The 16,805-nt window shown below is 64.5% G+C and carries 34 protein-coding genes and 1 pseudogene; 3 read left to right on the forward strand and 32 right to left on the reverse strand.

Going from position 1 to position 16,805, the window contains the following annotated elements; translation table 11 throughout:
• Position 1: 1 nt before the first annotated feature.
• The 32 genes from AC07FD_RS15225 to AC07FD_RS15380 all read right to left on the reverse strand — a co-directional run bounded on the left by AC07FD_RS15225 (position 2) and on the right by AC07FD_RS15380 (position 15,466).
• A complete protein-coding gene (locus tag AC07FD_RS15225; protein WP_478350488.1) occupies positions 2 to 304 on the reverse strand; it encodes a VpaChn25_0724 family phage protein in 303 nt (100 codons plus the stop codon).
• A complete protein-coding gene (locus AC07FD_RS15230) occupies positions 301 to 699 on the reverse strand; it encodes a DUF2730 family protein (RefSeq protein ID WP_478350489.1) in 399 nt (132 codons plus the stop codon). The genes AC07FD_RS15225 and AC07FD_RS15230 overlap by 4 nt, the downstream gene beginning before the upstream one ends.
• Positions 699 to 944: a TraR/DksA C4-type zinc finger protein gene (locus tag AC07FD_RS15235; protein WP_478350490.1), complete on the reverse strand. Its 246-nt coding sequence runs from the start codon at positions 942 to 944 to the stop codon at positions 699 to 701. The genes AC07FD_RS15230 and AC07FD_RS15235 overlap by 1 nt, the downstream gene beginning before the upstream one ends.
• On the reverse strand, positions 941 to 1,234 hold the full coding sequence (locus AC07FD_RS15240) for a hypothetical protein (protein ID WP_478350491.1): 294 nt from the start codon (positions 1,232 to 1,234) through the stop codon (positions 941 to 943). The genes AC07FD_RS15235 and AC07FD_RS15240 overlap by 4 nt, the downstream gene beginning before the upstream one ends.
• Positions 1,212 to 1,628: a hypothetical protein gene (locus tag AC07FD_RS15245; protein WP_478350492.1), complete on the reverse strand. Its 417-nt coding sequence runs from the start codon at positions 1,626 to 1,628 to the stop codon at positions 1,212 to 1,214. The genes AC07FD_RS15240 and AC07FD_RS15245 overlap by 23 nt, the downstream gene beginning before the upstream one ends.
• Entirely contained in the window at positions 1,629 to 2,399 is a 771-nt protein-coding gene (locus AC07FD_RS15250) for a lysozyme (protein WP_478350493.1), read from the reverse strand. It abuts the gene before it with no gap.
• A gap of 109 nt (positions 2,400 to 2,508) precedes the next feature.
• Entirely contained in the window at positions 2,509 to 2,883 is a 375-nt protein-coding gene (locus AC07FD_RS15255; protein WP_478350494.1) for a hypothetical protein, read from the reverse strand.
• Positions 2,880 to 3,143, reverse strand: a complete 264-nt coding sequence (locus AC07FD_RS15260) for a hypothetical protein (protein WP_478350495.1) — start codon at positions 3,141 to 3,143, stop codon at positions 2,880 to 2,882. The genes AC07FD_RS15255 and AC07FD_RS15260 overlap by 4 nt, the downstream gene beginning before the upstream one ends.
• Entirely contained in the window at positions 3,140 to 3,565 is a 426-nt protein-coding gene (locus tag AC07FD_RS15265) for an ASCH domain-containing protein (RefSeq protein ID WP_478350496.1), read from the reverse strand. The genes AC07FD_RS15260 and AC07FD_RS15265 overlap by 4 nt, the downstream gene beginning before the upstream one ends.
• Positions 3,552 to 3,917 (reverse strand): DUF7694 domain-containing protein, encoded by a 366-nt coding sequence (locus AC07FD_RS15270; RefSeq protein WP_478350497.1) that lies wholly within the window; start codon positions 3,915 to 3,917, stop codon positions 3,552 to 3,554. Before AC07FD_RS15270 ends, AC07FD_RS15265 begins: the two co-directional genes overlap by 14 nt.
• Positions 3,914 to 4,522: a regulatory protein GemA gene (locus AC07FD_RS15275; RefSeq protein WP_478350498.1), complete on the reverse strand. Its 609-nt coding sequence runs from the start codon at positions 4,520 to 4,522 to the stop codon at positions 3,914 to 3,916. Before AC07FD_RS15275 ends, AC07FD_RS15270 begins: the two co-directional genes overlap by 4 nt.
• Positions 4,523 to 4,543: 21 nt before the next feature.
• Positions 4,544 to 4,726, reverse strand: a complete 183-nt coding sequence (locus AC07FD_RS15280; RefSeq protein ID WP_478350499.1) for a hypothetical protein — start codon at positions 4,724 to 4,726, stop codon at positions 4,544 to 4,546.
• 304 nt (positions 4,727 to 5,030) lie between these two features.
• Positions 5,031 to 5,309 carry a hypothetical protein gene (locus AC07FD_RS15285; protein ID WP_478350500.1) on the reverse strand — a complete coding sequence of 93 codons (279 nt, stop codon included), beginning with the start codon at positions 5,307 to 5,309 and terminating at the stop codon, positions 5,031 to 5,033.
• A complete protein-coding gene (locus tag AC07FD_RS15290) occupies positions 5,309 to 5,626 on the reverse strand; it encodes a hypothetical protein (protein WP_478350501.1) in 318 nt (105 codons plus the stop codon). Before AC07FD_RS15290 ends, AC07FD_RS15285 begins: the two co-directional genes overlap by 1 nt.
• Positions 5,623 to 5,829, reverse strand: coding sequence for a hypothetical protein (locus AC07FD_RS15295; protein ID WP_478350502.1), 207 nt, complete (start codon positions 5,827 to 5,829; stop codon positions 5,623 to 5,625). The genes AC07FD_RS15290 and AC07FD_RS15295 overlap by 4 nt, the downstream gene beginning before the upstream one ends.
• A 1-nt stretch (position 5,830) precedes the next feature.
• On the reverse strand, positions 5,831 to 6,190 hold the full coding sequence (locus AC07FD_RS15300) for a hypothetical protein (protein ID WP_478350503.1): 360 nt from the start codon (positions 6,188 to 6,190) through the stop codon (positions 5,831 to 5,833).
• Positions 6,187 to 6,522, reverse strand: a complete 336-nt coding sequence (locus AC07FD_RS15305; protein WP_478350504.1) for a hypothetical protein — start codon at positions 6,520 to 6,522, stop codon at positions 6,187 to 6,189. Before AC07FD_RS15305 ends, AC07FD_RS15300 begins: the two co-directional genes overlap by 4 nt.
• A 4-nt stretch (positions 6,523 to 6,526) precedes the next feature.
• Positions 6,527 to 7,180 carry a DUF3164 family protein gene (locus tag AC07FD_RS15310; RefSeq protein ID WP_478350505.1) on the reverse strand — a complete coding sequence of 218 codons (654 nt, stop codon included), beginning with the start codon at positions 7,178 to 7,180 and terminating at the stop codon, positions 6,527 to 6,529.
• A gap of 2 nt (positions 7,181 to 7,182) precedes the next feature.
• Positions 7,183 to 7,506, reverse strand: coding sequence for a hypothetical protein (locus tag AC07FD_RS15315; protein WP_478350506.1), 324 nt, complete (start codon positions 7,504 to 7,506; stop codon positions 7,183 to 7,185).
• Positions 7,493 to 7,771, reverse strand: coding sequence for a hypothetical protein (locus AC07FD_RS15320; protein ID WP_478350507.1), 279 nt, complete (start codon positions 7,769 to 7,771; stop codon positions 7,493 to 7,495). Before AC07FD_RS15320 ends, AC07FD_RS15315 begins: the two co-directional genes overlap by 14 nt.
• Complete coding sequence (locus tag AC07FD_RS15325) at positions 7,768 to 8,088, reverse strand: hypothetical protein (protein ID WP_478350508.1); 321 nt, start codon at positions 8,086 to 8,088, stop codon at positions 7,768 to 7,770. Before AC07FD_RS15325 ends, AC07FD_RS15320 begins: the two co-directional genes overlap by 4 nt.
• Entirely contained in the window at positions 8,088 to 8,480 is a 393-nt protein-coding gene (locus AC07FD_RS15330) for a transcriptional regulator (protein ID WP_478350509.1), read from the reverse strand. Before AC07FD_RS15330 ends, AC07FD_RS15325 begins: the two co-directional genes overlap by 1 nt.
• On the reverse strand, positions 8,477 to 9,061 hold the full coding sequence (locus AC07FD_RS15335) for a hypothetical protein (RefSeq protein ID WP_478350510.1): 585 nt from the start codon (positions 9,059 to 9,061) through the stop codon (positions 8,477 to 8,479). Before AC07FD_RS15335 ends, AC07FD_RS15330 begins: the two co-directional genes overlap by 4 nt.
• Positions 9,058 to 9,807, reverse strand: a complete 750-nt coding sequence (locus tag AC07FD_RS15340) for an AAA family ATPase (RefSeq protein WP_478350511.1) — start codon at positions 9,805 to 9,807, stop codon at positions 9,058 to 9,060. Before AC07FD_RS15340 ends, AC07FD_RS15335 begins: the two co-directional genes overlap by 4 nt.
• An 81-nt stretch (positions 9,808 to 9,888) precedes the next feature.
• Positions 9,889 to 12,138, reverse strand: a complete 2,250-nt coding sequence (locus AC07FD_RS15345; protein ID WP_478350512.1) for a transposase — start codon at positions 12,136 to 12,138, stop codon at positions 9,889 to 9,891.
• Positions 12,135 to 12,350 carry a hypothetical protein gene (locus AC07FD_RS15350; protein WP_478350513.1) on the reverse strand — a complete coding sequence of 72 codons (216 nt, stop codon included), beginning with the start codon at positions 12,348 to 12,350 and terminating at the stop codon, positions 12,135 to 12,137. Before AC07FD_RS15350 ends, AC07FD_RS15345 begins: the two co-directional genes overlap by 4 nt.
• Positions 12,347 to 13,309: a phage Gp37/Gp68 family protein gene (locus AC07FD_RS15355; RefSeq protein WP_478350514.1), complete on the reverse strand. Its 963-nt coding sequence runs from the start codon at positions 13,307 to 13,309 to the stop codon at positions 12,347 to 12,349. Before AC07FD_RS15355 ends, AC07FD_RS15350 begins: the two co-directional genes overlap by 4 nt.
• Positions 13,302 to 13,628 carry a hypothetical protein gene (locus AC07FD_RS15360; RefSeq protein ID WP_478350515.1) on the reverse strand — a complete coding sequence of 109 codons (327 nt, stop codon included), beginning with the start codon at positions 13,626 to 13,628 and terminating at the stop codon, positions 13,302 to 13,304. Before AC07FD_RS15360 ends, AC07FD_RS15355 begins: the two co-directional genes overlap by 8 nt.
• Positions 13,625 to 13,789 (reverse strand): hypothetical protein, encoded by a 165-nt coding sequence (locus AC07FD_RS15365; RefSeq protein ID WP_478350516.1) that lies wholly within the window; start codon positions 13,787 to 13,789, stop codon positions 13,625 to 13,627. Before AC07FD_RS15365 ends, AC07FD_RS15360 begins: the two co-directional genes overlap by 4 nt.
• A gap of 11 nt (positions 13,790 to 13,800) precedes the next feature.
• The gene (locus AC07FD_RS15370; RefSeq protein WP_478350517.1) at positions 13,801 to 14,265 is read right to left on the reverse strand and encodes a hypothetical protein; all 465 of its coding nucleotides are present in this window, start codon (positions 14,263 to 14,265) and stop codon (positions 13,801 to 13,803) included.
• Complete coding sequence (locus tag AC07FD_RS15375; protein ID WP_478350518.1) at positions 14,265 to 15,098, reverse strand: ParB/RepB/Spo0J family partition protein; 834 nt, start codon at positions 15,096 to 15,098, stop codon at positions 14,265 to 14,267. Before AC07FD_RS15375 ends, AC07FD_RS15370 begins: the two co-directional genes overlap by 1 nt.
• A 62-nt stretch (positions 15,099 to 15,160) precedes the next feature.
• The gene (locus AC07FD_RS15380; protein ID WP_478350519.1) at positions 15,161 to 15,466 is read right to left on the reverse strand and encodes a helix-turn-helix domain-containing protein; all 306 of its coding nucleotides are present in this window, start codon (positions 15,464 to 15,466) and stop codon (positions 15,161 to 15,163) included.
• Between the two features lie 245 nt (positions 15,467 to 15,711).
• Between AC07FD_RS15380 and AC07FD_RS15385 the strand changes: the two are divergent.
• The 3 genes and pseudogenes from AC07FD_RS15385 to AC07FD_RS15395 all read left to right on the forward strand — a co-directional run.
• A pseudogene (locus AC07FD_RS15385) lies at positions 15,712 to 15,906 on the forward strand (helix-turn-helix domain-containing protein); the annotation flags it as partial.
• A 6-nt stretch (positions 15,907 to 15,912) separates the two neighbouring features.
• Positions 15,913 to 16,386: a S24 family peptidase gene (locus AC07FD_RS15390; RefSeq protein ID WP_478350571.1), complete on the forward strand. Its 474-nt coding sequence runs from the start codon at positions 15,913 to 15,915 to the stop codon at positions 16,384 to 16,386.
• Entirely contained in the window at positions 16,383 to 16,625 is a 243-nt protein-coding gene (locus AC07FD_RS15395) for a hypothetical protein (RefSeq protein WP_478350520.1), read from the forward strand. The genes AC07FD_RS15390 and AC07FD_RS15395 overlap by 4 nt, the downstream gene beginning before the upstream one ends.
• The last annotated feature ends 180 nt before the right edge of the window (positions 16,626 to 16,805 follow it).

The following is a 16,805-nucleotide window of genomic DNA, read 5'->3' on the forward strand; positions in this document are numbered from 1 at the left end:
TTCAGATGACCGGGTCGGTCGGGCTAAGCACGCCGGAGATGAACGCCTGATGCGCCAGGTGCTCGCGGCCGCGCGGCGCCAGCGTCGCGATCTTGACCGAGCCGGCCGGCAGGACCTTTACCGCTGCCCGCTCGGCAAGCCAGTCGAACTGGTCCTCGACCCACTCTCGCGACTTGTTGATCATGAACGCCGCCAGGAGGTGGTTGCGGATCGAAGTCGATGTCGCCGAGCGGTTCGGCTGCGCGTGAAGCTCCCGCAGGATGATCAGCCGCGCCTCTTCCTGGATGATGGTTTCGAGGCTCATTTCCCGCTTTCCCTTGCCCTTTCGAATTCCAGCTCCTGCAGACGCGATGCCAGTGCCGAAATCGGTGTGATGCGCTCGGACATCGCTGCCAGTGAGCCGCTCAGTTTCTCAACCGCCAGCTCGATGCGATGCACCTGCTCCCGTTCGGGGAGGTGCTGGAAGTCACTTTCCAGCTTGATCAGCCGCTCTTCGGCCATCTGGAACCGGCCGACGATCGCCGCGTCGCCTATTCGCTTGTCCTTGGCGAATTCGTCAGCATCGTTGTCGATCTCCTCGCGGAGGGTCGCCAGCTCCTTGAGCGCCTTGTTCGACCCGGATGTCAGCCAGCCGTAGAGGATGCCGCCGACCGATATCACAATGGCGATCAAGCCCGCCCAATCCTTGATTTGATCCATTAGCCGTGTCTCCGGCGGCCCTGCCGCTCGATGAAGGTTTCGCAGTCGAAGCACCTGGTGCATTCGGGCATCGCTTGCCGGCGGGCATCAGGGATGCGTTCGCCGCATTCGCAGAAAGGAGACAGGGTCGTTTCCTCGGCCGTGTATTGGCCGCGCGCGGCGGCCTGGATGCGGGCGATGCCGGCGGCGCGCTCCATCTCGACGCGGCTTTCAGCCAGCTCTATGGCGGCGTTGCCGGTCTTCATTTCGGCTCCCTGGCGGCCTTGCGTTCGTCGTACCAGCCGGCGCAGGCGTCGGTCTGGGTGTTGGCGTTGCCGAGGGCAATATCGGCCTTCTTGTTGGCGACGCCCAGCTTGTCGCCGAGCTTGACGCCGCTGGTGTGATGGCGACGGCATTCGGGCGGGTAGTCGGGCATGCGCCGGGCTTCGGCAACCGCGCGATCGGCTTCGGTCAAAGCCTCGCCGACAACGCCGGCCCTGGCCGTGTCGGAGTAGGCCTTGCCCAAAGCGGCCTTATCGGTTGTGCAGGCTGTCAAGCAGCTGCTGATCAACCAGGCCGTCATCGCGAAATTGAAGCGCGGCGAGTTCATCCTCGGCTTTCCTTTTTTGGGCGTCTGTCAGGGTGAGTTGGGTTTCGAGGGTCACGCGGGCCGAGCGTTCATCGTCTGCGAATTTTCTGGCCTCATCGGCCTTGCCATCGCTCCAGGCGCGCAGCCGGCGCTGTTCGACCAGCTCGGCGTTGAGCGCGTCCACCTGGGCGCCTGCCACGAGGCGGGTGACGGCCTGGTCGACGGCATGCCGAACCGACGACGTCGTGTCCCACCAGAGCCAGCCGCCGGCGGTCACGAAGAACCAGACGGGCAGCGTGATGCCGAAGGTGAGGATCGGCAGCACCCACGTCTTCAGGAAGAGGCCGATGGCGGCGCCCATTCAGTGCACACCCTGCAGGCAAAGTGCCTTCTCGCGCTGGCGCCGCTCGAACAGGCCGCGCAGCACCCGATTGCCAGCCTTGTCGAACCAGGTCAGCGCCTGGCAGCCACCGCCGATATCCCCGGCATTGAGCCGGCGCGTCGCCGTGCTCTTGCCGATCGCGCCGACACCGCAGTTGAAGGCGGTCGAGGTGTAGGCAGCGTCCCGCGTCGGCGGCAGGCGTCCGGCGATCGTCACCGGCGTGAAATAGCGGTGCAGACCGGCCCGATGCTCGGCCACTTCGATCTTGAGCAGGTCCAGGCATTGCTGGTGGGTCATGATCATGCCGAGATGGACGCCGCGCGTTGAACCGAAGCAGATCGTCGGGATGCCGACGGCGTCGAGGTAGGCCTTGATGCGCTCGCCTTCTTCCCTGGCGATGAATGGCACGGCGATCTGAAGCGTCTCGGCCTCGGTTGCCTCATGCGATGACGGGGGCGGAGCCGCATGCGACGGGGCGGCGAGCATGATCGCCAGCGCGATTGCGATCGCTGCGACCGCGATGATGCGCAGCCATTCCTTCCAAAGCGAGAGACCCTGTTGCCAGACGCGCCCGCCAATCCCGGCGAGCAGGAGCAGCACGCCGAGCCACCATGCGAAATAGGGATCGTAGTCGTGTCCGGTCCAGCGATAGTAAAGCTCGGGCAGGACGAGCACGGCGAGACCCGCCACCTGCATCCAGAAGCTGAGAGACAGCAGCACCACCCGGCGCCATTCGTCGACGAGACGCATGATTTGAGACCTTCCGCCTGTGAAATCGGCCGGGATTTGTCCCGGCCATTTCACATCACCATGCCTTTGGCGGCAGGCGGCAACGATGCCCGCCATGGCGGGCGGTCTGTCAGTTGCTGGAGAAGAGGTCGGGCTGGCGCGGATCGCGGCTGCCCTTGACGGGCTTGTCCGGCATGCGCCGGAAGAGCTTGTCCACGCCGGTCTCGGTGATCCCGAGGCGGCCGGCGATCTCGCCGTTCGAGGCGCCGGCCGCGCGATACTGCCGCGCCCGAAGCTCGCGGGCAAGAGGCACGCGGATCTGAGTGCCGGAATAGCGGCGGGCCAGCTTCCTGGCCGCCGCTGGCCCGAGGTCTTTCGACAGGGCCGTGTCGTCGCCAGACGCCGGCACGTAGAGCCGGCGTCCGCCATAGGTTTCTGCGAGCCGCACGAAGTCCGCCTGGCCCAGAAGGTCAAGCAGCTCGGCGGATCGCCGCTCGTCGCTCATGCGATCGCCGTCGCTTCGCTGTCGTGGATGAGGCGGGCCAGGATGTCATAGCCGGGCACGCTGCGGCCCCCGATCGTGGTGACGATCCGCCCGTTGACCAGCAGGAAGCGCGCGCCCAGCGTGCGGACGCATGGGGCACCCTGGTGGCGCCGGGCGGCTTCGGCTATGTGGGCGCGCAGCTGCTCGACGTCCATGCCGAGCACCCGCTCCATATAGAGGATCATCGCGTGGTCGGTGACGTGGACCGGTTCGTCGCTCATGCTGGCTCCCATTCGATCAAGACGCCTTCGAAACGGCCGAGGCCGTGGTGTTCGAGCCAGAACGCACCCATGTATCCCCGAGCGGTCGTGTGCAGATAAGGCACGCGACCGTCGAGATGCTTGGGGGCAAAGCCGTCCGCGCTGGCAAACTGTTCAATCTCGTCGCGATGAACCGGAATGCCGGCGATCGTGATCGACGCGATGCCGATCATTTCGCTCACCGAGATCTCGATCCGCCGCACCGAGACGCAAATTGGGTCTGGCGAGAGAAGCTTGCGGCAATGGTGGGACCGCTGCTCGCAGAAAAGCTGGAGCGGTTCGCCCGGCTTTGCGTGACGGTTGCGCATTGGCCGTACCGTCTGGCGCTTCAACAGGTCGACAATCTGCGGCTCGAAGAATGGCTGGAAATTATACGCGACCATGGACGCCTCCCGGCACCGCCGCCGCGATGACCGTGTAGCGATCGCGAAGGCTGCTCAGATCGGCGCCGCCTTCGCGGCCGAGGTCAGGCCACCAGTCGTTGGCGCCAAGCAACCACAGATGCCGCATCGGGATATTGTTCACGACGCGGTCGGCCGGTGGATAGACTTCGATGGCTGCGGTCTGCTCGCCGGCAATGCGGTTCTTGATGGTCTGCAGCTCGTCCCAGTCGATCGTGCCATCATGCTCGATCGAGAGCAGGCCGAGTTCTCGATCGAGATAGACCCGAATGGCCGACCGCCAGAGCTTCGGCCAGTTCGGCGACGACATCGTAAAGATCAGCCGCGCGCTCATGCTTTCGCCTTCCTGATCTGTTCGCCGAGCGTGTTCATCACGGCCGGCCAATCGCTCTCGGTCATCTGGTCGAGCGGCTTGGCGGTGTCGAAGACGAACTTACGGAAGCCGTTCGGGTCGACCGCCCGCAGGACCGAAAGAACCTGCCACTGCGCGAGTGCAATCTTTGCACCCGATGAACGGAGCCAGGAGGCCGTCGAGACGCCCTGGCTCCAGTCGACGCCGGCCTCCCGCGTCATCCATGCCTTGAGCGCGTCGATCGCCTTGGCGGCGTCCTCGGCGTCGAGCAGGAAGCGGGTGTGCTCAATGCTTGTCTGCCGCTTGACGAAGGACAGCATGGCGGCATCCGTCCGGTCGCGGACGATGCCGAGGTTCCATGCGGCGATCCACAGCGCCTGCAGCTTCCTGGCGAATGGCCCTTGAAGGCCCTTTGCAGCCGGCTTGAAACCCGCCTGACGCTGCGCGCTGACGATGAGCTGAAGCTCGCGGTCGCTCATCTGGCGCAGGCTGCGCTTGCCGGTCGCGCGCTCGTAGAGATCGCGGGCAGTGTCCTCGTCGAGGCCGAGCTGCTTGTTGGCGACGTGGATGGCGGCGAGCGCGTTCATGACGCGACCCCGCTGCCTTTATTATTTGTGGCGCAGTTCCTCGGCGCAGCTCCGGATCTCGTCGGCGACGAGACCGAACAGCAGCGCGAGCTTGTCGCTCTTGATTTCCTGGAAATTGGGGACCGACGCGACGAGGTCGTTGAGCCCTTCGAATGCAAGCACGGCGTAGTCCAGCCGGTCGATCGGCTGTAGGTTTCCTGACATCTATTTTCCCCCCCGGGAAGGGCCTTTTCGTTGAGACAGGTGTAGCTGGCTGCTTCGCGCGCGCCGGCCTTCCTGGTGGCCGGACGAACGCGGGTTGGAAGACCGCATGGAAACGGCAAGCCTCTCGGCTTCCCGCGCCGCCCGACCAGGACGCTCCATGTCGGGCTTCCAACCCCGGCTCCGCCTTTTTCGCGAAGCAACTCGGAATTAGGCATGATTTGCTTTCGACACCAAGTGAAAATCAGTGCTGTCCCGCTCGTGCCAGCAGAATGGTTAGCAAGTTGTCTGTATTGGCCGGCGGCTGTCATTTGGTGTCTCCGAAGTACGGGATAGCGAGCATCGGCTGGTGCTCAACCAAAGCGGCGGTTGCGGCCTTCGAGCGAGCTGGCCGCTGCTGAGATTTGGCAACGCGCGAGGCACTTTCGCCCTCGCGTTTTGCCTTGGCCAAATCCTCAAGCAGATAGCCCAGCGCGGCGGGCTCGCTCACTTCGATCTCTACGCGCACGATCGCCTTCGCGCCTGTGACAGACGCGCCATACTTGCGGATGACGGAATGCGCCGGGTTCAACCAGATCGTGGTCATCAGAACCCCCTCGGCGGCACGAACAGGCAGATGGTCTTGCCGGCGTCGAGGCCGGCCTGGTGCGCGCACCAATGGAAGCGGCCGTCAGGGCTTTGCCGGACGCGCTTGTCGGTCATCGGGATCAGCTCGCCGGTCGCGCGGATCTCGTAGCCGCGTGCGCCCTCGACGATCGCGGCGTCTGAAAGCTCCTGGCAGTCGTAGTTGGCGCAGCAGGCGAAGGGGTAGGTCCAGCCGGTCGGCGCGTCGTGCGCGGCGGCGGGCATGCCGGCGAACACCAGTGCTGCCGCAAAGGTCAGCATGTCGCGTCGCGCACTCATCCCGACACCTTTTCAAATCGGCCGTCCAGAAACTCGCTGGAAGGCCGGGCCCAGAGCTGGCCGTCATCACCACGATAGATGACGAGGTGAGCGTTCTCGGACAGCGGCGAGGATGTCTGCAGAAACGCCGATCCAAGGACCTCGTAAAAGGTCCCCCGCTTCTTGTGGCGGACGCGGAGGGGCACGTTGTGGTCGAGGATCATCTCAGCCCTCCCGCGCTTCGATCGGCACCGGGCCGGACCCATGCGGGTTGAAGCCATCGGCCTTCTCGATCTGCTTGCGTGCGGCCGTCCGCCAGTTCTGCAGGGCGGCCACGGTGCCACCCGTCGAACTGGCGCGCAGGCCGGCCATCTTCACTGAATACTCTCTCGCGGCCTGGGCATTGAACCGCGCCGCCTCATGCTCGGTGAAGAACGCGATCAGGGCCTCATCGGCGGCGGCACTGCGTTTGCGCCAGCCGTCATAGTCGGCGTGGCTATACTTGCCGGCCTCGGCGCTGGCGGCCGCGAGCTTCTCCTCCACAATCGGCACGAGGCGCTCAAGTGTTTCGATCCAGAGCGTCATGGCTGCAGCCTTCCGTTCTCAGCCAAGGCTGCCAGCACCGCTTCACGCACCGTGTGGCCGGCAAATTCGCGATCAGTCCAGTTCGTCCAGTCGCCGTTGCAAATGACCTTGGCGTTGGGCTGTCCGTTGAAATCCGGGTTGTCGCAGACGAAGGTGATGGTGCTGCCCTCGTCGAACCTGAGGACATCGACCGCATTGGCCATGCAAAGGAAGTCGCTGAAAGTAGCGCAGCCCATGGCGGTCGTGGCGACAGCCAGGCCTGAGGTAACTTGTGCACGATCCCTGCGAAAGCGCGAGAACCGGCCATTCTCTTTGGTGGGTTGAGCGTTCATGGTCTTACGCCTTCGCCATGTCAACGGTGATGGCCATCCAGTCGTGCTTGTCGCTCTCGCGCATGGCGAAGCGGACATACTCCTTCGAGCTGCGCGGGCGCTGTGCGTCGCGGATGGCTTCCATGGCCTGAAGCCAGCGCGGATCGGTGATCGACAGCCGCAGCAGCATCAGGACCTCCGATCGGTTGACCTTGCCCTCCTGGTCGGTGTTGAAGGCGCGGGTGACGATGGTCTGGATTTCCGGCCGGCTGTCTGCCGCCCACTCGGTCAGGCACTCGTCGATCAGCGTCTTGGCGATCTGCAGCTCGGGGCCGAAATCCATGAACTCGGCCACCTGGACGGTGACCTTCAGCAGCCCGTCGACCGTCATGTAGGTGCGGTTGCCCTTGCCCTTGTTGCCGGCCTTGACGAACCCGTACTGCTCCGCGACCAGCTGGTCGAGAGCGGCCAGGTCGGCCATCGTCTTGACCTTGAAGCGGGCGATCTGCGCCGACAGGTCGAGGGCGAACTTGATGATCTTGCGGACGGTCTGGTCCTCCAGCTTGTCCTTCGGCTTGACCAGTTCGTCCCGGATGTAGCCACCCTGGTGGTCGATCCAGAACAGCTTTCCGCCGATCATTTCAACACCAGCCTGCGGGCCGGTTTCAACGATTTCCATGGTCATTCTCCTGTTGGTGTTGTTGGTGTGGTGGTGCCGCGCAGCACGGCGATGAGGCGGTTGACTTCGACGGTCTGCTCCTCGACCGCCGCATCGCGGGCGGCGTCATTGCCTTCGTTGCCGGTTTCCGGCAGGGCAAGCGCCCGCATCAGCAGCTCAGTCTCAAGCGCGACGGCCCACAGGCCCTCGGTGGCGCGCGCCAGGGCGTAGATCTCGGCGATCGTGGCCCGTGGCGCGTTGCGCTCGGGATTGGTGATGATGCGGCTGCAAAGCTCGAACATGTCGAGCCTGGCGACGGCGGCGAGGAGCGCCTCACTTGCGGCCATGGTGCTTCTCCAAAATCGCTCGCAGGCTGCGCGCAGCGCGTTCCAGTTTCTTCCGCGCCGGGATCTCGCCAGGCGTGAATTTCGCCTGCTCAAGACGATCGATGGCGGCGCCCACTTCGCGGCAAGCCCGCATCGTGTCCTGGTCGCGCGTGTCGCGCTTCGCTGGCTTCGACGCCACGATATCAGCGGCGATGAGGGGAAGGATCGCATCGACGAGCAGTTGAGCCAGCGCCTTCGCCTCACGAGGTTCGATGCCCATCGTCATGCGGCGCCTCCCGGCCGGCCGTCCGAAAACGGGCGCGGGATGACCGGAAACAGGCGCACGTTCGATCCTGGCTGCACAGCCGCCTCGGCGATGCGCTGGGCCTCGGCGGCGCGCTCTGCGCGGGCGGCTCCGTTCCAGAGATCGCGGCTGAGCCTGTTCTCCAGGTCGCGCGCCTTGTGGCGAAGAAGCTTGATGCAGTCGCCCAGGATACGGGCGTCCTGTGGATCGAGAATGCGGGGTTCGTGCGCGTAGTCGGAAATCAGGTCGTCGAGTTCGGCCAGGCCGTCCGACAATTCAAGGGACATTCTTTCACCCATCACTGTGTTCTCCTTTGGGGGCAGGTTTTGCAGGCATGGAACAGCTGGGCCCGATGCCGCGAAGTGGCGCGGAACGGCTCCTTCTGTTCGGTGAGGCAGCGGTCGCGGCCGATCTCGCCGAGCACCGGGCAATCGACGGTCAATGCCATCAGCGCGCCGCGCACCATCTGCTCGACGCGGGCGACGTCGCCGGCGTACTTGCCGCTGATGATGGTCGACACCGCCGACCTGGAGTAGCCGATGCGCGTGCCGGCGACGCCGAGGTCATTGGCATCGGCGAAGCGGGCCAGTTCGTCCAGCCAGTCGGGCAATGGCGAGCCGTGCGCCTCGGTCGCCTTGTCGACGAACGACTTGCCGTCCGGCCGGCTGTTCTTGACGGGTCCCCGGTTCATGGCGAGACCTCGCGGGCGATCGAGCGTCCGACCACGACCTTGGCATTCGGGTCGAACACCAGCTTGGCGGCGAGCACGCGCGGCGCCTGGTTGCCGAGGTTCCTGACCAGACGGAAAACATGGCCGTTCTGAGCCAGCACTCCGGCAGCGGCGAGCGCGTAGAGATAGTTGCGCGCCGTCGACAGCGGGACGTCCGGACAGACCGCAACCAGGTCTCCTGCGGCAAACAACTTAGTCATCTTCATCGCTCGCCAGAGCTGCTCCTTGGCGCTTTCGGGAAGTTCGCTTCCGTCGCTCGCAAGCCGTGGTGCCAGCACCGGCTTCTTGACCAGGCGATGCACATTTGCGGAAGGGAGAGCGCCGCCGCCGATCGTGCGCTGTTCGACCAGCTCCGCGAAGCCGCCCTCGCGAAGCTTGCGCACATAGCGGCTTACGAGCTGGCGGGCAGTGTTGGTGCGCTGGCTAACCGCGCGAACGGTCCACGGGCCTGCCTCGTCCAACTCGCGGATGATCTCCCAGAAGCCTGCTTCGCCGCGAGGAACCGCAATGCTCAACTGAACCATGTCGAGGAGCGGCCTCACTGGAATTTCCTCGCGGTGAATTTCGGCGTGGCGTTGATGGCGCCGGCGCCGCCGAAGGTTGCGAGATCGACGACTGTGGCGCCGGTCAGCTGCGCCACCTGGGTGACCTTGGCGAGGTTGATGACGATGCGGCGCGTGTTGCCCCTGGTCTTGTCCAGGATGGCAGCGGCAAGGTCGGCGGCGAGCTTGACGCCGTTGCAGCGATTGGCGGCGAGCAGAGCGAAGTCCTCGGCGTCGCAAGGCAGCGCCGGCAGCCACTCCAGCACGCGGTTGTGGACGCGCTCGAAGGACTCCAGCAGGTGCGGCAGACGCTCCTCGCCGATCAGGATAACCGGGGCGCCGGACTTATCGGAGAGTTCGCGTAGTAGGTCGACGAAGCGCTTGTGGGCGATGAAATGCGCCTCGTCGATGATCAGCGGCCGGCGCGGATCGGCGACCATCAGCATGATCGCCTGGTTCTTCAGCGTCTCGATCGGGCCGCGTGGCGACGGCTCGCCCAGTTCCTTCAGGATGTCTGAGAGCAGCGAGCGCGCCGAGGTGAACTGGCCACATTCGACGTAGGCCGCCCGGTACTTGTTGGCGCCGTAGATGGCACTCTCCGTTTTGCCCCAGCCCGATGGGCCGAAGAAGGTGGCAAGGCCGGGCAGCCAGGGGTCGCGATCGACCATTGTGGCCAGCAATGTCGCAAACGCCGCCACGTTCTTGAGAGGCGCCGGCCGATTGACTTTCAGTGTTGCCGTCATCATGCTTCCTCGTGTTCATGTGCCGCTTCGCGGCGCTGCTTTCTGAGCGGTCCGGTGTTCCAGCACCGGGCCGTTCGCCTTTACTCAGGACAGGTACGCGTCCCCGAAATCCTCATGGATGGCCGACTGCGCTTTGAACTCGGCCGACAGCTCGTAGCCGCCAAGCCAGAGGGCATCGGCGACCTCGACCGGCTCCTCGGCATTGATGCGGCTATGCACGAAGACGGCGCGGCGGTAGCGCTCCTTGGGCGTCTCGGGCAGCGCGACGACATTTCCGTCCTGCGGGAGGTGCGCGGTTCGCTCGGCCTCGACTTCCGCCATCCGCTTTTCGATGATGGCTTCGACGCTGGCGGCGAGGTCCGCCGCCTCTTCGGCGCGCATCTCGTCGATCAGGCGCCGGTGCGCCGCAGCGGCTGCCGGGTCGAGCGGCTTCGTGGGGTTAATCAGCTCGGCCCTGGCGGCGATCGCGGCGTCGATCTGCGCTGTCGAGTGCGCTTCCTCACGGCGCGGCAGCAGGATGACGTTCGGCACGTCGCGGCGCTTTACCTCCAGCGCGCGTTCGATCAACGACGGTCCCTTGGCCAGCCGCTTCATGGTGGTCTTCATGTCGCGGGTGCGCTCGTCGAGCAGTTCGGCGCGGATTTCCTTGGCGGCGCGCACGAGCGTCGCCGGATGGATGCCAGAGAGCTCTGGACACGTCGCCTCGCCAAGGAATTCGGCGCCGTCCTGGGCGAAGACATAGGCGCGGCCGGCATCGTTCGGATCCTGGCGGACGAAGACGGCCGCCCCCGGCAAGATCGTCGGCGTCAGGTAGTGGTAGTGGTCGATCCTGATGCCGAGCTTCGTCACGATGCGCTGGCCATCGGTGCCGGCGACCGGCATGAGCAAGAGATCGAGCGCGCGCTCGTCGACCTTGCGCACTGGTTTCGTTGAGGCGAGCGCGGCGGCGAAGGGTGTGGCTCCCTTTAGCCCGGCATGTGGATGGTGCTGGTAGATCGTGGTGGCCCAATCGTCGATATGCTTTTGCAGCTGCGGACCGGTCAGCTTGACGCCGAATGTTTCGGCCTCGCTCTCGCCCAGCCGCTGAGAAAACGACTTGCGGTTTTCGATCGCCTTCCGGTCTGCGACCGAGTGGCCGACGAAGCCAGGCAGGAGTGGGCCGAGGTCATGCTGCAGGGTCTTGATGACCCGCTCGACATGCCCTTTTTGCTGCGGCGAATAGGCGTCGGATAGCTCCGGTTCGATGTCGAGCGAAGTGAACAGGCGCTGGGTATCATTGGCGACGAAATCGGAACCGTTGTCGGTCTTGATGATCTCGGGCACGCCCCATTCGAGGATGGCCTTGCGGATCAACAGCGCGACAGCCGAGGCGCGGGGCGTCCGCGATAGCATCCAGACCGTCCGGCGCGTGGCGATGTCAATGCAGGCATATACAGAATGCCGTCCGTCCGTGCAGAGCGCGTCGACCGGAGAGGCGTCAATCTGCCAGAGCTGGTTGGGCTCGGTGATGTGGCGGAGCATACCGACGCCTGCAGGCGCGAGATGCGAGCGGTACTGGTCAGGATTGGTGAGCTTGATCAGCTCGACCTTGTGGCTTGCCTTCAGCCCCTTCAGCGCATGCTGGAATGTCCGCACCGGCGGCATTGGAACGACGGTTTCAACGCCCTTTGAAACCACCTTCAACGTATCGCCGAACTCGCTGCGGCATTGGGTCTGGACGGCTTCGCCGGACAGATGCGGCTGGTACGCCAGGAGCGCCAACATGAAGGCGCTGACGGCGCCGCCATTGGCAGTTTCCAGCACGCCGGTGCCCCTGCGCGCCTGGGCCGGGTCGTGGCCAAGCGAATTGACCCTGCCGTCGCGTTTTTGCGACTGCCAGCGGGCGAGCGAGCGCTTCGACAGGCTGGGCACGATCTCGCGCACCCAGGGCTCGATCTGCAGCGAGCCGGCGTTGAACTTGTCGGTGAAGACCTGGACCCGCGTGGTGTAGCCGAGCTGAAGGCCGCGGCTGAATTTCTCGAAGGCGGCGACGACGGCCAGGCGCGCGTCGCGCTCCTGCAGGGCGCGCGCCGACAGGCTGGTGTCGGGGGACGGCACTGCGGGTTTTGCCAGCCGTTCGATGACCATGTGCTTCTGCCGGTAGACGACCTGGGCAAGGGCCGGCAGGAGCGATAGGTGATACTCGGTGGCGCCGCCTCGGCCCGGCCGCTTGCGCGCCTGAGCCGAGCCGTCCCAGCCTTCGCGCTGGGCAACACGCCAGACGCCGCTGACGTCTTCCGGCAGGTCGGGCAGCTGCTCGGCTGCGATCTCGCGCGCGGTCAGCCAGTCTTTCATCGCACCGACCTATTGATATCGGCGCGAAGCTCGGCCGCGTTCATTGCCTTGCGGGCGACGATGTCGAGCACGCGCCGGCGCTCCATGCCCATGCCTTTGTCGAGCACCTTGGCGAAGACCACAGCCAGCGCCATGGTCTGCGTCGACGTCAGGCCGGTAACACCCATGGCCGCCAGCGCCTCGTCGATCTCGTTGGTGAAATCGAGGATCATGGCTGCACCTGCGGAAAGCCGTCATGGGTGCGGCCATCGAGCAGACGGCCGGCCTCGCCCTTTTTCATCCTCAGAATTGTTCGGCCGTCGCTCTGGTGCTCGAATGAATGGCCAAGGAAGCCGGCAAGCCAGGCAGCGTCGCTGAAATTGAGCGGGGTCGACGGCTGCCACACCGCACCATCGCGGATGATCCACGCTTCCTTGGCGCCGGTCGCTGCCGCGATCCTTTCGGCGATCTGGTCGATGTCTATGCAGCAGCCCCACTGCTTGAAGAGGTAGGGGGTGTCGTGGGCTGCGCAGAAATCGCGTGTGGCCCGGTGCCAATCAGGATGGTTGGGACGGGCGTCCCGACCGCTCTCGCCGCCGGAGACCATCCACTTGATGAACTCCCAACCAGTCCAGTCTACCGGGCCGAGTGCCGGCTCGTAGCTGACCCAGGTCGTCCAGCCGAGTTCGGCGAGGGCCGCCATGGGCGCGCGCCGTTCGTCAGCTCGCTGTTGGTCTTCCGCCGACGTGCCCAACCATACATGCTTCAGCGGCTCGTGCGGCTGAAACAGGCGCGTGCTGGCGTTGAGATAACGCAGCATCCGATCGGGCCGTTTCGTCAGCACCTGGAAGGTGTGCTGAGGCGACAGCGCCATGGCTACGAACACCCAATCGATCCATTCGTCAGGGACCTCTTCGTAAAAGAGGTCGCCGTGCGCGCAGACGAAGATCATGCGCGGTTTGGTCCACTTGGTCGGCTGCGCGAGCCATTCCCGATTGAGCCGGACCTGGCCATTCCAGACCGGCCCATTCTTGCTGTCCACCGTCAGGCCTTCGCGGCTGGGATGATGCTTCAGCCGCGTGCCGGCGAGCTTCATGGCGTAGCAGAACTTGCAGCCCGGCGATTTGACCTGGCATCCGGTGATCGGGTTCCAGGTCGCGTCGGTCCATTCGATTTTGGTGCCGTCAGCCATCAGAGAAGGCTCCCTTGCTTGGGAGCGCCCGCCGCCACGCAAGGGGGGCTTGTTGGGCGGCGGGCGCGATCCGGGGCGGCTTGGGGGCGGATGCCGCCTCGGATTTTTCGATGTTTCGAACGGCCTGCTGGACGTAGCCGTGCAGCTGCTCGCGCATGTGCTGTTTGGTCTCGGGGTCTTCACAGCGCATCATCCTGATCTGCCAGCCAACCAGCCACCGCGCCTGCTTCGGCGGCACCGCGAAATAGTGGCCGGGACAAAAGATACCGGTGGCGTCGATCGGGCAGCCGGGAACGGCGCAGGGATGCGGGGTCGTCATGACCAGATCCACCCCTTCAGGACGTGCTTGCGCATGCGCTGGCGGAAGACGGCGCCGGCCGCGATGCGGCTGCGCTGCTGGCGCGTGAAGAACAGGTGCACCGCGTAGAGGAAGGCCGCGTAGGAGGCGGCACCGAGGAAACTGCAGGCGAGGATGCTCATCAGGTGGCCTTTCACCGCTTTGTTCTTGAGCGGGCGAGCAACGCGGCCTTGCGGGCGGCGATCTCGCGCTCGTGGTCTTCGATCAGGCTTATTTCGATGATGTCGGCGTACTTCGCGGGCACCACCGCGAAGCCGAATTTCTCGGGCACAAAGCCCAGCAGTCCATCCGCCTGGGTCGCCTCGATCAGGGCGATGAAGGCGTCGAGCGGAATGCGGTGCTCGTCGCTGCTTTCGGACGACCACTTGTTGAGGATGCCTTCCGAGATGGTGCGGCCGAGATAGGCTGACATCCGCTTGGCGACGTCGGCACGCGAACCGTTTCCGTCGTCGCGGCAGTCGCGCAGCGCGCGGCTCACCACCCTTGAAATCTGGTTGTCGAGATCGCCACGGCCTGCAACGTCCGGCGTGAAGCCGACGGCGACTTTCGGCGGTTCCCAATCGAACAGGTCTGCGGTGAGTTGATCGCGGCGGACCATCAGCGCCGCCCTTTCAGCCAGCGCTGGATCGCTGCTTCGTGCAGGGCGAAGAAGCGGTCCTGGTCGCTCTCCTTCAGGCTGGAGAACGCGGTCGAGACCTTCTGCCATTTCGGTTCGGCTGCGGGCTTTGGCGTCCTGTCGAGCATGGCGATGGCTTCGGCCACGGTCTCGGGCGCTGCAGGCGTCGCTGTTGTCAGCAAGCGAGCTATCGCGGTCTGGCGTTCCGGCGTTTCGGCGGCGAGCAGCAGCAGGTCCGTCTGGCTGTCGGCGATCGGATGCAGCGCGATGCTGTCCCTGACCGGCAGCGGAATGGTGGCGATCTTCAGCGCATGGAAGACACTGCGGCGCGAAATGCCGAGGACCGTCTGCGCGGCTTCCGAGAAATTGAGTGCAAACTTTGCACTCAATTCGTCATCCTCGACGATCTCGCGGGCCTTCCTGCGGCCGGTTTTTCCGGTGCCGTGCTCGGCGTCGTAGATGTCTCGCCAGTCGGCGATGTCCTTCGAACGGTCGAGAACCGAGAGCTGGCGGCGGATCAGGTTTTCGGCGATCTCGCGCTTGCGCATCTGCGCTTCGGTCGCAACCTCTTTCGGGTCACGAATGAAGGCATCGATCTCGGTGTGGCCGAGGCCGGCGACGGCTTCGAGCCGGTGCCCGCCAAGAATGAGGCGGTATTGATTGCCTTCGGATGTCTCGGGCACGACTTCGATGGGAACCATATGGCCGTTGCCGGCCCGCATGTCCGCCATCAATGTCGCCACCCATGCGGGATCGGTGCGGCGCCGGTTCCGGGGAACCCTGATATCAACAATCTTGATCTTGGTCGGTGTCACGTCGGCAGGTCCCCCGTTGGCTCTCGGCTGTCTGCGAATTGCTTCGCGCTAGACAGCGGCCATCAGGGCGCGCCGGGTGCGGCGTCTAAAATGAGTGCAACTTTTGCACTTCCGGACTCATCAACCGACCTGCTAATCTTCCCCTCGTCATGACGGCCACGGGAGTAGCTGTTCGGAAAGAGCGTGCGGAAGGGGATATGGAGCGCGTCGGCGATGGCCTGCGCGCCTGGGCGGCTCATGCCGATGATCCCTTGCCTGCAGGCGCTGGCATAGAGGCCCGCGTCCAGAGCTATTCCGGTCAGGGTCATGCCACGGCGCCGGATCTCGGCGTTGATGGCGTGACGGTCCCACACCTGGGGCGTGTTCATGGCGGCTCCACGATCGTCCGGCCCTTTGCAGAGGTCCGGATGGTTAAATGTTTAAACAACGCTAGTGGTCACCAATGTCGCATAATTACGCAAGTCGATCAACGTAAAAACGTGAATTCACCCCACGCAAAAGTTCACAGGCACACGGAATTACGTGAAAAACAGCTAAGTCGTTGTGCCGTAACGGGAATATTGGGATGCCAGAAGGGCTTGAGGAACTTTTGCTGCCGGCAAAAGTTCACGCTATGACGCGAACGACCTTCCAGGAGCGCCTGGCTCTCGCGATGGGTGACGAATCCCCTCACGCTTTTGCGAAAAGAGCCGGTCTGAGCGATTCGTCCTTTCGGCAGTATCTGAAAGGATCAATGCCTGGCCTGGATAACCTCATCGAGATCGCAAAGGCTGCAGGCGTCTCGTTAGATTGGCTTGCAATGGATCGAGGTGAGATGCGAGCCGTCAGCAGCCCAGGGCAGAGCTTCATGGTGACCGGAGGAACGCCCGAAGGCTTTGTGTCTGTGCCCAAGCTCGACATTCGCCCGAGCGCCGGCGCCGGCAGCGTCGATTTCTATGCAGAGAGCGAGCCGGACATCTTTGCCTTTCGCGAGGAATGGCTGCGCCGGATAGGGGTCAGCCCGAAATTCGCCCGCCTGATGGTCGCCCAGGGCGATTCGATGCGCGAGACGATCAACGACGGCGACCTGATGATCGTCGACATCTCGATCCGCGAGTTCATCGACGAGGCGATCTACGTCCTGGTCTATGCCGGCCTGGTGAGGCTCAAACGCCTGCAATTGCTGCATTCCGGGATGCTTTTGCTCAGAAGTGACAACCCGCGCTACCAGACCGAGGAAGTGCCGCTCGTCGAGCAGCCGGAACTGATCATCGGCGGCCGGGTCCGCTGGGTCGGCGGCGCGATATGAGGCCGGCGCTGGCCCTGGCGGCCTTTGTCCTGGCTGTCGCCGCTGGGCCGGCCCGCGCCGGCGCCGAGGCCGACCCGGAGCATTGCCTGCGCCTGTACCACGACATGGAACTGTTCAAGACCGGCAAGGGCGATCAGGCGTCGCAAAGCTTGAACGGCACAAAGCTCGGCCTGCGGCTATGCGTTCTGGCCGGCTACATCCCCGAGGGGCTTGTGGCCAGCTTCGTCGGACCCGATTGACTTTTCCATTCCGACACCACGCCGACCGGCTGGTCGCCGGTTTGTCCGCCTGATTTGCTGCCATTTGATCTTGCGCGGGTCGGCTCGGGGCCGCCGTTTTGGTGCCAAGTGAAGTTGCGCGGCGGATTTCTGGCTTTCCCGCTTTCTGGCCCCGCCCGATATCGCTCAACCCCTTATTTT

The sequence above is a fragment of the Mesorhizobium waitakense genome, from assembly GCF_056431085.1.

Bases quoted from the DNA above. Each gene is read 5' to 3' on its own strand.
- AC07FD_RS15270 (WP_478350497.1), bottom strand. From the start codon at position 3,917: ATGAGCGCGCGGCTGATCTTTACGATGTCGTCGCCGAACTGGCCGAAG.
- AC07FD_RS15275 (WP_478350498.1), bottom strand. From the start codon at position 4,522: ATGAACGCGCTCGCCGCCATCCACGTCGCCAACAAGCAGCTCGGCCTC.
- AC07FD_RS15235 (WP_478350490.1), bottom strand. From the start codon at position 944: ATGAAGACCGGCAACGCCGCCATAGAGCTGGCTGAAAGCCGCGTCGAG.
- AC07FD_RS15295 (WP_478350502.1), bottom strand. From the start codon at position 5,829: ATGATCCTCGACCACAACGTGCCCCTCCGCGTCCGCCACAAGAAGCGG.
- AC07FD_RS15370 (WP_478350517.1), bottom strand. From the start codon at position 14,265: ATGGTCCGCCGCGATCAACTCACCGCAGACCTGTTCGATTGGGAACCG.
- AC07FD_RS15250 (WP_478350493.1), bottom strand. From the start codon at position 2,399: ATGCGTCTCGTCGACGAATGGCGCCGGGTGGTGCTGCTGTCTCTCAGC.
- AC07FD_RS15260 (WP_478350495.1), bottom strand. From the start codon at position 3,143: ATGAGCGACGAACCGGTCCACGTCACCGACCACGCGATGATCCTCTAT.
- AC07FD_RS15330 (WP_478350509.1), bottom strand. From the start codon at position 8,480: ATGAACCGGGGACCCGTCAAGAACAGCCGGCCGGACGGCAAGTCGTTC.
- AC07FD_RS15395 (WP_478350520.1), top strand. From the start codon at position 16,383: ATGAGGCCGGCGCTGGCCCTGGCGGCCTTTGTCCTGGCTGTCGCCGCT.
- AC07FD_RS15290 (WP_478350501.1), bottom strand. From the start codon at position 5,626: ATGAGTGCGCGACGCGACATGCTGACCTTTGCGGCAGCACTGGTGTTC.
- AC07FD_RS15255 (WP_478350494.1), bottom strand. From the start codon at position 2,883: ATGAGCGACGAGCGGCGATCCGCCGAGCTGCTTGACCTTCTGGGCCAG.
- AC07FD_RS15365 (WP_478350516.1), bottom strand. From the start codon at position 13,789: ATGAGCATCCTCGCCTGCAGTTTCCTCGGTGCCGCCTCCTACGCGGCC.
- AC07FD_RS15245 (WP_478350492.1), bottom strand. From the start codon at position 1,628: ATGGGCGCCGCCATCGGCCTCTTCCTGAAGACGTGGGTGCTGCCGATC.
- AC07FD_RS15305 (WP_478350504.1), bottom strand. From the start codon at position 6,522: ATGAACGCTCAACCCACCAAAGAGAATGGCCGGTTCTCGCGCTTTCGC.
- AC07FD_RS15320 (WP_478350507.1), bottom strand. From the start codon at position 7,771: ATGACGATGGGCATCGAACCTCGTGAGGCGAAGGCGCTGGCTCAACTG.
- AC07FD_RS15380 (WP_478350519.1), bottom strand. From the start codon at position 15,466: ATGAACACGCCCCAGGTGTGGGACCGTCACGCCATCAACGCCGAGATC.
- AC07FD_RS15230 (WP_478350489.1), bottom strand. From the start codon at position 699: ATGGATCAAATCAAGGATTGGGCGGGCTTGATCGCCATTGTGATATCG.
- AC07FD_RS15315 (WP_478350506.1), bottom strand. From the start codon at position 7,506: ATGGCCGCAAGTGAGGCGCTCCTCGCCGCCGTCGCCAGGCTCGACATG.
- AC07FD_RS15355 (WP_478350514.1), bottom strand. From the start codon at position 13,309: ATGGCTGACGGCACCAAAATCGAATGGACCGACGCGACCTGGAACCCG.
- AC07FD_RS15285 (WP_478350500.1), bottom strand. From the start codon at position 5,309: ATGACCACGATCTGGTTGAACCCGGCGCATTCCGTCATCCGCAAGTAT.
- AC07FD_RS15325 (WP_478350508.1), bottom strand. From the start codon at position 8,088: ATGGGTGAAAGAATGTCCCTTGAATTGTCGGACGGCCTGGCCGAACTC.
- AC07FD_RS15390 (WP_478350571.1), top strand. From the start codon at position 15,913: ATGCGAGCCGTCAGCAGCCCAGGGCAGAGCTTCATGGTGACCGGAGGA.
- AC07FD_RS15340 (WP_478350511.1), bottom strand. From the start codon at position 9,807: ATGATGACGGCAACACTGAAAGTCAATCGGCCGGCGCCTCTCAAGAAC.
- AC07FD_RS15310 (WP_478350505.1), bottom strand. From the start codon at position 7,180: ATGGAAATCGTTGAAACCGGCCCGCAGGCTGGTGTTGAAATGATCGGC.
- AC07FD_RS15350 (WP_478350513.1), bottom strand. From the start codon at position 12,350: ATGATCCTCGATTTCACCAACGAGATCGACGAGGCGCTGGCGGCCATG.
- AC07FD_RS15300 (WP_478350503.1), bottom strand. From the start codon at position 6,190: ATGACGCTCTGGATCGAAACACTTGAGCGCCTCGTGCCGATTGTGGAG.
- AC07FD_RS15265 (WP_478350496.1), bottom strand. From the start codon at position 3,565: ATGGTCGCGTATAATTTCCAGCCATTCTTCGAGCCGCAGATTGTCGAC.
- AC07FD_RS15345 (WP_478350512.1), bottom strand. From the start codon at position 12,138: ATGAAAGACTGGCTGACCGCGCGCGAGATCGCAGCCGAGCAGCTGCCC.
- AC07FD_RS15280 (WP_478350499.1), bottom strand. From the start codon at position 4,726: ATGTCAGGAAACCTACAGCCGATCGACCGGCTGGACTACGCCGTGCTT.
- AC07FD_RS15360 (WP_478350515.1), bottom strand. From the start codon at position 13,628: ATGACGACCCCGCATCCCTGCGCCGTTCCCGGCTGCCCGATCGACGCC.
- AC07FD_RS15225 (WP_478350488.1), bottom strand. From the start codon at position 304: ATGAGCCTCGAAACCATCATCCAGGAAGAGGCGCGGCTGATCATCCTG.